The sequence below is a fragment of the Methylobacter sp. genome (genome assembly GCF_023227905.1).
Lineage (GTDB): Bacteria > Pseudomonadota > Gammaproteobacteria > Methylococcales > Methylomonadaceae > Methylobacter_A.
Window position 1 is genome coordinate 86,612 of the sequence record NZ_JALOCF010000012.1, and the last position, 14,650, is coordinate 101,261.

Here is a 14,650-nt window from a genome sequence, read left to right on the forward strand (position 1 = left end):
CGTTTTCAAAATTGCAGCCAAGCCGCCTTACAATCCGAATCCGGGAAACCACCTTGGGTTTGAGCCGATATTCCAGCAGATCGACTAATCATTACCGAAAACGGTATTCATATCCACAAGGAGATGCAGTTGATGCTGGATGACAGCCTCTGTATTTTCTTGGTTAGCGAGGTATTTATATGGGCCGAAGATACGGGAGTTGGTTGTTTCGCCCTCGTTCCCACGCACTGCGCTCATCGTTATACAGGTATCTGCGGGATCGTCACTCCAACAATCCCTTACCTGGCGTCAGGCGAGAAACAGGCCGATAGGCCCCGTCCGGCTTGGTTCGAAAGTGAGTGCTAATAGTGCGTGCTGGTTCCCAAGCTCCAGAGACTGTGAAAGTATGCGTTTTAGAACAAAAGCAAAAGCATTCACCACGAAGGCACGAAGGACACGAAGTTTTCAATACATTGAGTTTAAACAATTATTTTTCTTCGTGACCTTCGTGCCTTCGTGGTGAATAGTTTTTTAAATTAATTTTGATAATACTTTCACAGTCTCTCCAGCTTGGGAACGCAGTGCAGCCTGCCATGAGCCTGTCGAAGAGCATAAACAACTTAAATTGCTTCGCTCGGATAATGAGAGTGTCCGGCTTGTATCCGTTAATTTTTTGAATAAACTACAGCTCACGTAAAACGCCTTGCTCCATGCTATAGACGACATCGACCAAGCCCAACCCGGCCTCACGATGCGTCACCATCACCACGGTTTTATCCTTGGAAAAATTCGCCAACGCTGTGAATACATCCCGCTCCGTATCGCGATCCAAACCCTCCGTTGGCTCGTCCAGAATCAATACCGGCGCATTTTTAAGATAAAGCCGCGCCAGGGCGATACGCCGCGCTTCGCCTCCCGACACTTTCACGCCGCTCTCGCCGACCCAGGTTTCAAGACCTTCCGGCAAATAACCGATAAAATTCTCCAGCCCTGCGGCTTTAACCGCGGCATTCAGTTCCGCTAGCGATGCGTCCGGTCTGGCAATTAACAAGTTTTCTCTGATCGTAGCCGCAAACAATTGGCTGCGCTGGGACAATACGCCAAAACAGCTCATCAGTTCATCGGCATCGAATTGCCTGATATCCTGTCCTGCCAATAACACGCTGCCCTGCTCTGGATCGTAATAACGCATCAACAGCTGCAACAAGGTGGTCTTGCCCGAACCGCTGGGGCCGACGATGGCGATTTTTCCGCCCTGCGGAATAACCAGGCTGATATTTTTCAGCACCCGCTCCTGCTGGTCCGGATAGCGAAAGCTCACCTCGTTTAACTGCAAATCATAACAGCCCGGCAAGGCTAGTGGCTGAGCCGCCGGGGTAATGGTCGGCGGCATTTCGGTAACCTGCCTGATGCGCCGGGCGGCTTTTTGGGTTTTTCCTAACATTTGCAGGGCTTGCGGCAACGGCGTCACTAATTCAAAAGCCGCAATCACGCAAAAAACGACCACGGCGGAATCCGTTCCCGATAACAGGCCGTCTTTAAATGCCACCGCCGCAAGCATCAATGCCATCAACAAGGTTATCTGCGACAGCAACAAGGTGAAGGCTGAAGAAATCGCCGACAAGCGGTTGTTCCGGCGTTGGATACTGATCATCAAGTCGGAAAACTGCACCAGCTTATCGCTAAACCGTCCGTAAGCCTGGTTGGCGATTAAATCCGCCAAGCCTTGGATCATATCGAGTTGCCGAATCCTGAAATTGGCCGCCAATACGACGATCTCTTCGGCCCCGGCGCTACCCAGGCGGTTAAAAATCCACGGCACCCAAACCGAGGCAATCACCAGCATCAGGCCGGTCGTTAAACTGATGACCGGCGCGTAAAAAGCCAAAAAGACGGTAACAGCGGTTATGCCGACCGCCGCGACAACGGCAGGAGCCAGCAATCGCAAATACAATGCGTCCAAGGCATCAATGTCCGCTGTCATGCGTGACAGCAAATCGCCACTGCGCATAGTCGACAAACGCCCCGGAGCCAACGGAACAAGCTGCCGGAAAAACCAGCTGCGTATTCCCGCCAATACCCGGAAAGTCGCTTCATGCGTGACTATCCGCTCGCCATAACGGCCTAACGTGCGGGTGATCGCCAACGTGCGGATTTGTGCCGCCGGCAACATATAATTGAAGATCAGCGTATTGCCGTCGAGAGCGATTAAGCCCGCTATAGCCGAAGCGCTGATAAACCAGCCTGACAGCGTCAACAAGGCGATAGACGCGAATGCCGTCAGCAGTGACAGCGCTATTCCGCCCGCTAACCAGGCGCTATGCGGCTTGAATAATTTCAGGAAAAACCATAAATCTTTCACGATACCACCCGTCCTTGCAGCAGTTCGATCCGTCTGCCCATTCTATTAATCACTTCGGGGTCATGGCTAGCGATAATCAGGGTTTTATCTGCAAACAGCTTATCGATCACATCCAACAGCAGCGTTTTGTTGGCGGCATCGAGATTGGCGGTAGGCTCATCCAGCAACACGATGTCGGCATTTTTTAAAAAGGCCCGGGCCAGCGCGATTCGTTGTACTTGTCCGCCCGACAAGCCATAGCCTCGCTCGCCAATCCGGGTCAACAAACCGTCCGGCAACTGCGCGCTGAATTCAGTCACGCCGGCCGCTTGTGCCGCTTCGGCAATGCGTTGCTCGGACGCATCGGGATCGGCCAGCGCGATATTGTCTTTGATGCTGCCGTGGAAGATGTAGGCGTTTTGGCCGCCCCAGGCGATGGTTTGAACAGCATAGTCCCGGTTAATCATTTGACCGTTAAGCAACACTTGGCCTTCGGTTGCCGCTTCAAAACCCAATAACAGATTTAACAGCGTCGTTTTTCCGGCGCCCGACTCGCCGACCAAGGCAATTTTTTCATCGGCGGCAATGTGCAGATTGATATCGCTTAAGACCTGCCGCTTGCCATATGTTTTACTAACATTGTTAAATTCTATTAGGCAGGTGTTACCCTCTTCTCGTTCCCACGCGCTGCGTGGGAACGCTGTATCAACGCGTTGCGTTGAGGAACAGCCCGCAGCGCGGGCGGCATGAGCTTCCACGCGGCGCGTGGGAACTAGGTTCGATTGTCTTGCACCTATATCATTATTTAAATCACTTACCACCTCGGCGTCTTGCTCCAGTATTTCAAGGATGGCGTCAGTCGCGCCCAATGCCGCGGCCCGGTCATGATAATTGATCGCCAACTGCCTGAGCGGCATAAAAAACTCGGGCGCCAGCAGTAATACGAACAGCGCTTCACCTAAGCTGATATGCATAGCCGGGCCGAAATGAACCAACCCTAACAAGCCCAGCCCGACATACACGGCCACCAGGGCAACCGCAACCGCGCTAAAAAATTCCAGGACTGCCGACGATAAAAACGCAATACGCAAAACTGCCATGGTTTTTTCCCGAAAACCCTCGGCAATTTGGTTGATATTGGCTAGCTCCTGGCTCGCTTGGCCGAACAGCTTGAGTGTCGCCAGCCCTTGCAATCGATCCAGAAAATAGCCGCTCATTCTCGTCATCGCCAAAAACTGGCTGCGATTTGCCGAGGCGGCGCCCATGCCGACTAAAGCCATGAAAATCGGCACCAGCGGCCCGGTCACCAAAAAGATCAAGCCGACCACCCAGTTAACCGGCATGACCACGATAATCATGATGATCGGCAGTACGCCGACGATCATTTGCTGGGGCAAATAACGCGAAAAATAATTTTCCAGCGCATCGACCTGTTCCAAGGTAACGGCCGCCAGTTCACCGCTTTGGCGTTGTTTGATTGCAGCGGGGCCCAACGCTAAAAACTTGTCGAACAACTGCTGTCTTACCGACGCCCTGACCTGCGCCCCGGCCTCAAATCCCCAGCTTTGGTGCAAATAAACGCACGCGCTACGCAGTATGAAAACAGCAGCCAGCGCTATGAACTGCGTAATCAAGGATGTCCATGGCAGCTTGTCGATAATGAGCGTTTGCAGGATAAAGGCAAGCAATGCCGATTGGGCAATTACGCCCAAGCCGTTGGCAATGCCAGCCATAGCGGCAAATAAAATGGGTTTGCGAACCGCTTTGCGTTGCGTTTTTAACCAGTCGGCACAGTTTTTTTCTCTGGCCTTGCTTTTATCGAAATAGGCTTGGTTATCTGTTTCTTTTAACTTCACTGTTTTTTGCCGTTCGTTTTATTGAAGCCAAGCATATCACACCGGCTTTGCCGGAAGCCTTTGCCGCGTCGATAGCTTGTTGCCAAAATTGTCGACAATGTTCAGCTTTAATTTAGTAAGTGCGATATATAATGTTAACAACGTCTCTTTAACAAAGAGCGCTTGACCTGACTTCGTTAGAAGTCCCATCCAAATCAATCTAAAGAGATTCCTATGAAAATTAAATTATTGACGATAGGTATAAGCTCAGTTCTTTTGACAGCTTGTGTCACTGACCCTTACACCGGACAATCCAGCCTCAGCAAGACAGCCATGGGCGGCGGACTGGGCGCAGCGGTCGGCGCAGGCGCGGGAACGCTGTTTGGCGGCAACGATCTTCAGAATGCCGGATGGGGCGCTTTAGCCGGCGGCGCCCTTGGTGCGGCTGTGGGCGTGTATATGGATAAACAGCAAGAAGACATGCAGAAATCTTTACAAGGCACCGGCATTGAAGTGCAGAGAACCGCGGAAAACACGCTGAACCTAACCATGCCGAGCAACGTTACTTTTGCATTTGATTCGGCGGATTTAACGCCGCAAGCACAAGGCGCCTTGGATTCAGTTGCGAGGGTACTAAATCAATACCCGGATTCGACGATCAACGTCACCGGTCATACCGACGATAAAGGCACAGACAGTTATAATCAGGTGTTATCCGAGCGACGTGCAGCCAGCGTTGCAAGCTATTTATCGCAACATGGCGTAAATTTTTCCCGCTTGACCCAAAAGGGCATGGGCGAGAAGATGCCGAAAGTGCCTAATGTGAGTGAGGACAATCGCGGACAGAATCGCCGGGTAGAGTTGGCTATTGTCGCCAACAATAATGCGGGGGCGCAGCAAGGTAACCCACAACAACAACAACAACAACAACAAGGTTACCCACAACAGCAGGGTTATCCTCAACAACAAAGCTATCCTCAGCAACAAGGTTACCCGCAACAGCAGGGTTATCCGCAGCAGCAAGGTTACCCCCAACAACAAGGCTATCCGCAACAGCAGGGCTACCCGCAACAAGGTTATCCTCAGCAGCAGAACTATCCGCAGCAGCCGTACTATTACCAACAATAACACCATGAGCTTAAACCGCCCCGTTGTGCTTTCATTTTCCGGTCATGACCCCAGCGGAGGCGCTGGGGTTCAGGCCGACATTGAAGCTTTGGTCAGTCATCGTTGCCATGCCGCCAGCGTTATCACCGCCTTGACCGAGCAGGACACCCGGAATGTAAAAAAACTCATCCCACAAAACCCGGAAGCCATTATTAGTCAAGCCACCACCTTGTTGGACGATCTGCCGGTCAAAGCTTTTAAAATCGGTTTAATCGGCCACCATGAAACCGCTGCCGCCATTCATGAGATACTGAAACAACACCCGCATATTCCGGTGGTGTTGGACCCGGTGCTGGCGGCGGGTGGCGGCGCTGAGCTGTCAAACGACCGGCTGATTGTCACTATTATTGACTTGCTGTTGCCCTGCACTACCGTGTTAACGCCGAACAGTGAAGAAGCGCGAAAGCTGGCCGGATTGCCCGATCTTAACGACTGTGGCCTGGCATTACTGGAAAAAGGCTGCGACTATGTGCTGATCACCGGCAGCCATGAAGACACGCCTTCGGTCAGCAATCAGCTGTTCCATGACCGGCACAGCTGGGAAACCTACACTTGGGACAGATTGCCGTTCAGCTATCATGGCTCTGGCTGCACACTGGCCTCCAGCATTGCGGCATTAATCGCGCATGGCCTGGAGCCGTTGCAGGCGGTCATAGAGGCCCAGGAATACACCTGGAATTCATTACATGCTGCCTACCAACCGGGCCAAGGCCAGCATATTCCCAATCGATTTTTCTGGATGGACGAGAGTGATTAAGTTTCCAACCAACGGACTGTACGCGATCACTCAGACCGCGAACAAATCCGGCGATACCATTATCAGCGAAGTTGCCGCGGCCATTAAAGGCGGTGCAGCCGTTGTGCAATACCGGGACAAAAACCCGGTTGATGCGCCATTCCTTGCCCGCGAGCTGGTTAAAATCTGCCATAGCCATAACGTGCCTTTATTGATCAATGACGACATCGAACTTGCGGCACTGGTCGGCGCCGACGGCGTTCACCTCGGCAGAGAAGACGGGGCTGTTATCCAGGCCAGAAAGCAGTTGGGCGGCGATGCGATTATCGGCGTGTCCTGTTACAACTTTGTCGAACTGGCCGTAGCCGCCCAGGAACAAGGCGCAACTTATGCGGCGTTCGGACGGTTTTTCCCGTCCTCGTCAAAACCGCTGGCGGCGCCCGCCCAGATTGAAACATTAAGGCAGGCGAAACTTGCCTTGACCATCCCCATTGTCGCGATAGGCGGCATTCTGCCGGACAATGGCGGACAGCTGCTTGCAGCGGGAGCCGATTTGCTGGCGGTCATCGGCGGGATATTCGACGATCAGCCGGAACAATCGGCTCGGGCTTATCAGACTTTATTCAGCCGTTAAATGCTTTCCTTAAACGCCATGAAAGTACCCGCCCTTAGAACCATGCCCTACTGGTAACGCTACCGGCAACACCGGTTGTGGCGCTACTTTTTGATAAATCGCCACCGGATTGCCATCCAGCACGGTAAGGGCCTGATTTAACGCTGTTCGATCAAATTCAGGCAAGACCCGCGCCGCGCCAGTTCCTGACTGGCCAGCGGCATACACTCCATCCCTGGAGATCGCCGCGCCTGCTCCCGGCAGGCTTGCGGCATACACACCGTCCCTGGCGATATTGGCTTTCTGGATGAGCTTCAACGCCGTATCCAATCTCTGCTCCAGCGTCGTTTCTTCTCCTTCAAGATCGGGATGCGCTTCGATGTATAACGTATTGTCCAGCCAGCCAACCTTGATCGGTTGTTTGACCATGTAAACCGGCGTTCCTACCGGAACCGAGTTATACAAAGCCTCAATATCTTCAGGATACATGCGCACGCAACCATGCGTTATCTGCATACCGATGCCGTAAATCTTATCTATATCGGTGCCGTGTATCAGGTAGCCTCCGGGTACGGCCAGATGCAGCATGTAGGCTCCCAGAGGGTTATGCGGACCCGGCGGAACCACGCCCGGCAACGGATCGCCATTTGCGGCATGTTCGCGCCTGATCGATTCCGGCGGATGCCATGCCGGATCTTTGACCTTGCGTACAATTTTGGTTTTGCCCAGAGGCGTTTTCCAGTCTTGCCGACCGATGCCATGAGCAAAGGACATAACCTGCGGCGCAACGCCTTTTTGAGCCGGCGGATAATAATACATCCGGTATTCGGCGATATTCAGGGTAATGCCCTCGTGCGGCGTATCCGGCAAAATGCGTCTGTTGGATAAACGAACAATCTCGTCTTTTTTGACTTGCCAGCGATCAAGGTTCGGATTCAACCTGACGATTTCCGTTTGTCCCAAAAGAAAACGTCTTGCCACATCCGGCAAAGTCTCGTTTTGCTCCGCACGCGTTAAAGGCACATCGTCTTGAAACTGGGTGATAACGCTGTCATTGCTATTTTCGGGCAACGTATAGGTCGTGGCATTAGCCGTACCGCCGAACACAGACAATAAGAACGAACAAGCAAATAGCGAACGGATTTTCATGAAGGTAATTTTCTCAGGTTTATTAACGGAAATTTTTTTAAGCAATTAACAGGACGATTCCCCACGCAATAAATGCGACGCCTACCACATTGCAAATGAGCTTTGCTTGCAGCGGCAAGGTTTTCTCCAATACGACCAACAGGGTCATCAACGCCATTCCCAGCAGGTTCATTACGCCCACGACGAACATGATCAGCATTTGCGCCCAGCAACAGCCTATACAGTATGCACCATGTTTTAATCCCATCTTGAATGCACCGGCTGACCCATCCTGCCATTCATTCAACAAAAAGCCCATTGGGGTTTTGCAGTGCACCAGACAGGCGTTTTTAATCGGCATAAACTGGTAAAAGCCAGCCACGAACAAAATACCGGCTGCCGATATTGAATTTTGGCTCTCCATCATCGGCGACAGCCAGGTCAGGCCATGCATTTGCCATTGCAGCAATGCCAACGCGGTGCTGAATAACATCCATATTCCCACATAGGCCGAAGTAAACAGGCCGGTCAACTTATAGACCGCCTTGTTTTGCTGCCGGCACACACGGGCAAACGCCAAAATCATCGGCATAGCGGAAGGCAGCATCATTGCCGCCATCATCACGGCCCACATAAAATAAACCAGAGCAAAGTCGATAAAGCGCCATGCCAATGGCTCTGAAGGCGGCATCCACATACTCGACATCGGCTGAGATGTCATTTGGGTATGTTGATAAATCAGATAGCTCCAGGCAGCAAAAACCCATGCCAGCACCATCGCTAAAATTGCAGTCTGCGTTTTAAGCCAATTCATTGAGGTTGATAAACAAATGCGGAGAAATAACCGTTACGTCCGGAAAACTGCCAGTCCTTATCGTAGTCCTGGTACTGGTAGTCTTTTGATTTGGCGACGATTGCAGGATGACTGGTTACCACGCACAAAGGCGGATTGTTAATCGTTGCCTGCCCGCCGGTTATGCCCTGGACACTTTCAATATCGGCTTGGGCTATGCCGGGAATAATCAAGCGCCGGCTGTTACCCTGTTCCTGATAGTCGATTTTTACTTTTTTCACACCCAACACTTCGCTGACAAAGCTCATTAAAATGGCAGGGTGCCCGCCTTGTTGGCCGCTAAAAATTTGCACAATCGCATCCAATTGATGGTCATCTGCGCGCTCATCGACATACAAGGCCGCTTGCCAGTTGCCGTCTATCATGAGTCCCGGCGAATAACACGCCAACGCAACATTCAACCCATCCAGTGCTTGATCACCCAGGTGTCCCTGGTCAATATGCCATGCGACCAGCAATTTGCAGTCGCCTTGGCTCGGCGGTTGCAGCCATACGCAAGGACAGGAAGTTTCGCAGTTACAGGTTTCAAAATAGCTACCTTGCAAGATCCAGTTTTTGGTTTCCGACATATCACACCTCCTAAAACGGTTCTTTGAACGGTCTCAAATCCAGCTCATGAGTCCATGCGCTGGGATGTTGTTGGTGAATGGCCCAATAGGTTTCGGCGATAGCGTCCAACTGTAGCAAGCCCTCTTTGCCTTTAGCTTTAACATAGTCCGGGAATTGGTTTTTTGCCCGGTCTCCGTCAATTACCCCGTCAATAACGGTATGCACCACATGGATGCCCTGCGGCGAGAATTCTCTTGCCATGCCTTGCGCTAACGCCCTTAATCCGGCTTTGGCGGCGGCAAACCCGGTGAACGGCGGCTTTGCTCTTAACGACGCTGTCGCCCCGGTAAAAATCAGCGTTCCTTTATGCTTGTCTTTCATAGCGTTAATCGCTTCCTTGCCGAAAAAAAAGGCACCCAGGCAGTTTTGCCGCCACAGTGCGGTAAAGGTTTCCGCATCCGTTTCCAACAAAGGCGAGGGGATGTTGCTGTCAACGTTATAAACGGCAATATCAATGCTATGACCCTCCAATCGCGCCACTTTAAATAAATGCGCTACATCGCACTCAACAGTGGCATCGGCAAGCACTATGCTGACTGAACCGCCTTTTTGCCGAATGTCTTCGGCAACCTGTTGAAGCTTGTCTTCACTTCGCCCGGCTATATAAACGTGCAAACCTTTTGCTGCAAAATATTTGGCGAGTATAGCGCCCAGTCCCTGCCCTGGACCAACCCCGATAATAATGGCTGAACATTTTTTCTCCATCGTTAATTTCCTGAATTGAGTATCATTGAAGAAGGGCTAAAGGCTAAAGGCTAAAGGCTAAAGGCTAAAGGCTAAAGGCTAAAGGCTAAAGGCTAAAGGCTAAAGGCTAAAGGCTAAAAATTGAAAAAGTTCTTAACCATCAATGCAAGCTTTTTTCGCCCTTCGCCCTTCATCTTTCATCTTTCGTCTTTCGTCTTTTTTAACCCTTTCTACCAAATATCAGCGAAAAGTTATTAGCAGGCATATTGATCTGCTCTTTTAACTCTAAGCCGTGATTTTCCGCCGCCTTTTTCAGATCGGCGACATCTTTTAAACCCCACTCTGAAACGCCAGCTGAACTTAATGTTTCATGGAACTCTTTATTGGAATCGGTGGTAAACGTGCCTTCCACTTGAAACGGTCCGTAAATCAGCAAAATGCCGTTATCATCCAGTAATCGCTCAGCGCATTTCATCATGCCGTCAGCAATAGAAATGGGCGCTACCTGAAAAATATTGATGCAAAAAATTGCCGAAAATGAAAAGGGCTTACCGGCATTAAACCAAGTGTCTGGATCGGTTAAATCCAGATGAACAGGGTCGGCTATATTGTCGTTTTTGTGATCGGTCGACAGTTTTTTGATATTCTCAAAAACCTCTTCATCCTTATCGGAAGGATGAAAATGCAGATGCTCGAAATGCGGTGCAAAAAAATTGATATGCATGCCGCTGCCGCTGGCGAGCTCCAAAACATTTGCAGGGTCTTTGGGCAGCTTTTCTTTTAAAACGCCTAAAAGCGGTTCGCGGTTGCGGTTTCCGGCCCAGGCTACATATTCGCTTAAGGGATGTGGATCTAAAGTTGGTTTATCTTGACTCATTATTAACTCCTCATTGTTAGTTCCTCTTCAACAGCAGCAAGCGCCGTGCCAGTAATTATCAATAATTTTTTCTTTAAATTACAACAACTTGATTTTTTACTTTACCTCATTAATGAAGCTATGCTTCAATGAGAGAAAATTTACTTCACAAAACATCATGACCAACAACTCGCTTTCCGATTTAACGCCTACTTTTTTCCTGCAAACTTTTATCCTTGAGTTAATGCATGCCAGCGAACAACAGGGACAAAAGCACTGCGAGCAATTGATCGAGCATATCGCCAAGACTGCCGGGTGCTTTTTTGAAGAAACTTACCGGGAAGAAGCGCATAACACCGAATTACTTGACAAAGAAAGCTATATCGAGCTGATCCTCGGCCTCAAGAACAATATTGGCGGTAAATTTTCACTGGTTTCGAGCAACCAGGACTGCATTACCGTTGTGAATACCAGTTGCCCTTTTGGCGACCGGGTCACCAATTTCCCCGAATTATGTAGAATGACATCCAGCGTCTTTGGCGGCATTGCCGCCAGGAATTTCGGTTACGCTAAAGTTGAAATCAAAAAAAGCATTGCCCGCCACGACGGCAAATGCGAAGTGTGCGTGTACACCAACCCGAACGCGGCAAAAAACCGTCCGGGCATGGAATACACCGACACCACGCCCGTTAAGGAAATGCAGGATATTAACGAGTTGCACTCGCGCATCGAACAGAGCATGCAGCAGATTTGGCGCAAACAAAGCAAACAGCCGGCAAAAAAACACCAGCCCCCGGCGATTATTGCCAAATCGCCGGCCATGCAGAAAATCCTGCAATCCATCGAAGTGATTGCACCAACGCTGGCAACCGTGCTGATTCACGGTCAAACCGGCGTCGGCAAGGAATTGATCGCGCGCGCCATCCATGCGATGAGCGACCGCTGCAACAAACCCTTTATCCCGATCAACTGCGGCGCCATTCCTGAGAGCCTGATCGAAAGCGCGCTGTTCGGGCATGAAAAAGGCGCGTTCACCGGCGCCATCGAAGTGCATCAAGGTTACTTTGAACGGGCCGAAGGAGGAACCTTGTTTCTGGATGAAGTCGACGCGCTCTCCCCGGCCGCACAAACCCGGCTGCTTCGCGTGCTACAGGAGGGCGAGCTGGAAAGAGTCGGCGGCAAGCAGACCCTGTCGGTCGATTTGAGAATAATCTCCGCAACCAACAACAACCTGGAAGAACTGGTCCAACAAGGCCTGTTCCGCAACGACCTGTATTACCGCATCAACGTGGTCCGGTTAAGCATCCCGCCGCTGGCCGAACGCCCGGAAGACTTGCCTTACCTGGTGCAATTGATTGTGCAGCGCCTGAGTAAGAAATATAACAAAGCGGTCGAATCGGTCAGCCGTGAAGTGATGCAGAAAATCCGCGCCTATCCCTGGCCGGGCAACGTCCGCGAACTGGAAAACATCCTTGAGCGCAGCATTTTATTTGCGACCGGTAAAGAAATGACCGAGCTGGATTTACCGCTTCCGGCCAAAACACTCAACCTTGAGGAATGGAAAGACATCAAGGAACAAGCGCTTGCCAAAGCAGAGCAAGCGTTTCTTGAAAGCGCCCTGAAACAGCATCAGGGCGACGTAAAAAAAGTAGCGGAAGACATGGGCATTACATCGCGCGCCGTCTACAGCAAGCTGAAAAAGCATGGGGTTAATTTGGCGGATTATCGCAGAGCCTAGTTATTGCAGCGGTTTGCATTTGAAACCCATTTTGCGCCGTTTAGGCTCGCATTCCATTTCCATAGACTCACTTTAATGGTAAATGAAAAATACGAGCCCAAGTCGCAATATCGCCCCAGTCTGTTTTATGGCAAGAAGACCTGCTTTCCACTGCGATATAGCGACGTCATTTGCGGATAAAAAAGGACGCAACACAACAAGTGCGCTGCATCCCTGGCGTTGCCCGTGTAAACGGTATCAATATTTGACAGTGATACCAACAAAAGCAGAGCGCCCCATGCCGGCGATGTTTCGCCCCCAAGGCACGGTAACATTGGATGCCGCTGTTGGGTTCATGCCGTAACGGTCGCCAAGATAAGCACCGGCCAACGGCTGGTAATATTGTTTGTCCAACACGTTATCCAAGCCGACATCCAAGCGCACTTTGCCCCATTCGTAGCCGGTTCTGGCATTCAGCAGAATATACGACGGCGTTTGGGTTTCGTTGCGAATCGCCTGCACATCGCTCTTGCTATCGACGAATTGCATTTCCAGCGCGCTTTGCCAGTTACTCAAGCGATGATCCAGACTAAGTTTCATGTTGAACGGCATCATATGATAAAGATTACCGCCATCCATGCGCTCTCCCCGCACGTAACTCATCGTGGTATGAGTGGCGAATTCTCCGAGCTTATTGTCCTTATACAGCTGGGCGCGACCTGAGACATCGGCGCCCCACAGCCGGGCGTCGTGATTGGCATATTGCAAATAGACGAAGCTGTTGGTAGCTGTTTGAGGGGTCGCGCCGCAACCGCTGGCAGTTGACGTCGATGCGCTCTGGCAGCGATCCGCATCAATGAAGTTATTCACATAAGTGAAATAAGGCGTGGCGCTGACTTCCCAAAGACTGCTTTTCGGTTCGTGAAACGCTGCGGTGAAACTGACGGTATGCGCGGTTTCTTCGGTCAAATCCATATTGCCGACATAGCCGTTGCCGTCGCCATGCCAGCCGATCATCGCCATGTCCATTCTGCGCGCTCCCCAAGTATAGCGTTCATAAAGGTTGGGGGCACGATTTTTGCGCGCATAGCCGAATTCGTACTGGCTCATATCGTTAGGGGTGTACTGCATCAACGCGGTCACATCGAAGGTATCGTTATTACGCTCGTGATCGCGTGCATTGAACGCATTGGCCGCGTTTAATGCGGTAATCGCCCCTGCCCTGTCCATCGTCCTGGCCGGCCCCGTATTGATCAAATCCGGGTTATACGGCTGCACATCGCCGGTATCGGTATTGGTATGATCGTAGCGTAGACCCAGCAAGCTTTTCCATTGCGCATTCCAGTTGGCTTCCCATTCGCCAAAAAAACCGACCCGGTCCCGCTCGCCGTTGTTGATATTGATGTAGCTCTCCGGCGCCATCATCCAGAACGCAGTGCGAGGATCGTTATTATTGGCTGCTATCGTTGTATCGGTATGTACAGCCGGCCAAAAGTCCCTGATCCGGTTGCTATGATATTCGTTGCCGATACGGAATGTATCACGGTCGGAGAAAGGGATCTCCGCCATGATCTTGTAACCCAGGTTACGGCCACGGGTCTCCATCGGCATCTGATCGTTAGGCGGCGCGAAACCGCCTCCGCTCGCTGACCCATCCAGGAATTGGTTATGCTTGTCCTGGCCGATATCCATGCTGTGCTGGGTGCTCTCGTAGTAGAACCTGCTCTCCAGCGTACCCCAGTCGAAATCACCTTTGTGCATGATATTGCCAAATATGCTGTCGTTGTTGGTCAAGTCCATCCGTTGATTCGGAAAGCCCTGAAAAGGCTGGTGCTGCTGGCCGCCTCGAATCACCACTAAGTGGTTGTCAGTTTTGAACGACAGGGCGGCCGAGTGGTTTTGATTCTCGTAAGCGCTGGATTGCACATTTTGGCCGTTAGCATCGTTATAGTTCATGCTTTCGGTATGCGAACCGGTATACTCCAATCGCACGTTCTGGTTGGCCACACCTGCGGAGATACTGCCGCCAAAGGCATCGCCGTTGCTGCGGTAAAACGATGACGCGCTGCCATCCAGCAAAATATCCTTGCCCGGCTCGGCAAAAACCGGCTCAGGCGTTTCTACCGAGATCG

12 protein-coding genes are annotated in these 14,650 nt (G+C 51.2%); 4 read left to right on the forward strand and 8 right to left on the reverse strand.

Features of this window, described 5'->3' with window-relative positions; all coding sequences use genetic code 11:
* Nucleotides 1–661: 661 nt before the first annotated feature.
* Complete coding sequence (gene cydC / locus M0R47_RS07195) at nucleotides 662–2,341, reverse strand: thiol reductant ABC exporter subunit CydC (RefSeq protein WP_292552402.1); 1,680 nt, start codon at nucleotides 2,339–2,341, stop codon at nucleotides 662–664.
* A complete protein-coding gene (gene cydD / locus M0R47_RS07200) occupies nucleotides 2,338–4,176 on the reverse strand; it encodes a thiol reductant ABC exporter subunit CydD (RefSeq protein WP_292552405.1) in 1,839 nt (612 codons plus the stop codon). The genes cydC and cydD overlap by 4 nt, the downstream gene beginning before the upstream one ends.
* A 213-nt stretch (nucleotides 4,177–4,389) precedes the next feature.
* Here cydD and M0R47_RS07205 point away from each other — a divergent pair, with 213 nt between their 5' ends.
* Genes M0R47_RS07205 through thiE form a run of 3 tightly spaced genes read left to right on the forward strand, consistent with a single transcriptional unit; the run spans nucleotide 4,390 to nucleotide 6,692 of the window.
* Nucleotides 4,390–5,283 carry an OmpA family protein gene (locus M0R47_RS07205; RefSeq protein WP_292552408.1) on the forward strand — a complete coding sequence of 298 codons (894 nt, stop codon included), beginning with the start codon at nucleotides 4,390–4,392 and terminating at the stop codon, nucleotides 5,281–5,283.
* A gap of 4 nt (nucleotides 5,284–5,287) precedes the next feature.
* Nucleotides 5,288–6,079: a hydroxymethylpyrimidine/phosphomethylpyrimidine kinase gene (locus M0R47_RS07210; RefSeq protein ID WP_292552411.1), complete on the forward strand. Its 792-nt coding sequence runs from the start codon at nucleotides 5,288–5,290 to the stop codon at nucleotides 6,077–6,079.
* On the forward strand, nucleotides 6,075–6,692 hold the full coding sequence (thiE, locus tag M0R47_RS07215) for a thiamine phosphate synthase (RefSeq protein ID WP_292552442.1): 618 nt from the start codon (nucleotides 6,075–6,077) through the stop codon (nucleotides 6,690–6,692). Before M0R47_RS07210 ends, thiE begins: the two co-directional genes overlap by 5 nt.
* A gap of 9 nt (nucleotides 6,693–6,701) precedes the next feature.
* Here the strand turns inward: thiE and M0R47_RS07220 are convergent, their stop codons facing one another.
* The 5 genes from M0R47_RS07220 to M0R47_RS07240 form a co-directional block, all read right to left on the reverse strand.
* Complete coding sequence (locus M0R47_RS07220; RefSeq protein ID WP_292552445.1) at nucleotides 6,702–7,820, reverse strand: L,D-transpeptidase family protein; 1,119 nt, start codon at nucleotides 7,818–7,820, stop codon at nucleotides 6,702–6,704.
* A gap of 37 nt (nucleotides 7,821–7,857) precedes the next feature.
* Nucleotides 7,858–8,613 carry a DUF2182 domain-containing protein gene (locus M0R47_RS07225; protein WP_292552414.1) on the reverse strand — a complete coding sequence of 252 codons (756 nt, stop codon included), beginning with the start codon at nucleotides 8,611–8,613 and terminating at the stop codon, nucleotides 7,858–7,860.
* Nucleotides 8,610–9,221, reverse strand: coding sequence for a DUF1326 domain-containing protein (locus M0R47_RS07230; protein ID WP_292552417.1), 612 nt, complete (start codon nucleotides 9,219–9,221; stop codon nucleotides 8,610–8,612). The genes M0R47_RS07225 and M0R47_RS07230 overlap by 4 nt, the downstream gene beginning before the upstream one ends.
* A gap of 10 nt (nucleotides 9,222–9,231) precedes the next feature.
* The gene (locus tag M0R47_RS07235) at nucleotides 9,232–9,966 is read right to left on the reverse strand and encodes an SDR family NAD(P)-dependent oxidoreductase (RefSeq protein WP_292552420.1); all 735 of its coding nucleotides are present in this window, start codon (nucleotides 9,964–9,966) and stop codon (nucleotides 9,232–9,234) included.
* A gap of 199 nt (nucleotides 9,967–10,165) precedes the next feature.
* Nucleotides 10,166–10,822 (reverse strand): DUF938 domain-containing protein, encoded by a 657-nt coding sequence (locus M0R47_RS07240; RefSeq protein WP_292552423.1) that lies wholly within the window; start codon nucleotides 10,820–10,822, stop codon nucleotides 10,166–10,168.
* Between the two features lie 157 nt (nucleotides 10,823–10,979).
* On the opposite strand from M0R47_RS07240, the gene M0R47_RS07245 reads away from it, so the two are divergent.
* Nucleotides 10,980–12,539, forward strand: coding sequence for a sigma 54-interacting transcriptional regulator (locus M0R47_RS07245; RefSeq protein WP_292552426.1), 1,560 nt, complete (start codon nucleotides 10,980–10,982; stop codon nucleotides 12,537–12,539).
* Between the two features lie 237 nt (nucleotides 12,540–12,776).
* On the opposite strand, the gene M0R47_RS07250 is transcribed toward M0R47_RS07245, so the two are convergent.
* The coding region (locus M0R47_RS07250; protein ID WP_292552429.1) for a TonB-dependent receptor at nucleotides 12,777–14,650 on the reverse strand (1,874 nt) is incomplete at its 5' end.

Bases quoted from the DNA above. Each gene is read 5' to 3' on its own strand.
- M0R47_RS07210 (WP_292552411.1), top strand. From the start codon at position 5,288: ATGAGCTTAAACCGCCCCGTTGTGCTTTCATTTTCCGGTCATGACCCC.
- M0R47_RS07235 (WP_292552420.1), bottom strand. From the start codon at position 9,966: ATGGAGAAAAAATGTTCAGCCATTATTATCGGGGTTGGTCCAGGGCAG.
- M0R47_RS07205 (WP_292552408.1), top strand. From the start codon at position 4,390: ATGAAAATTAAATTATTGACGATAGGTATAAGCTCAGTTCTTTTGACA.
- M0R47_RS07245 (WP_292552426.1), top strand. From the start codon at position 10,980: ATGACCAACAACTCGCTTTCCGATTTAACGCCTACTTTTTTCCTGCAA.
- M0R47_RS07225 (WP_292552414.1), bottom strand. From the start codon at position 8,613: ATGAATTGGCTTAAAACGCAGACTGCAATTTTAGCGATGGTGCTGGCA.
- M0R47_RS07220 (WP_292552445.1), bottom strand. From the start codon at position 7,820: ATGAAAATCCGTTCGCTATTTGCTTGTTCGTTCTTATTGTCTGTGTTC.
- M0R47_RS07240 (WP_292552423.1), bottom strand. From the start codon at position 10,822: ATGAGTCAAGATAAACCAACTTTAGATCCACATCCCTTAAGCGAATAT.
- M0R47_RS07230 (WP_292552417.1), bottom strand. From the start codon at position 9,221: ATGTCGGAAACCAAAAACTGGATCTTGCAAGGTAGCTATTTTGAAACC.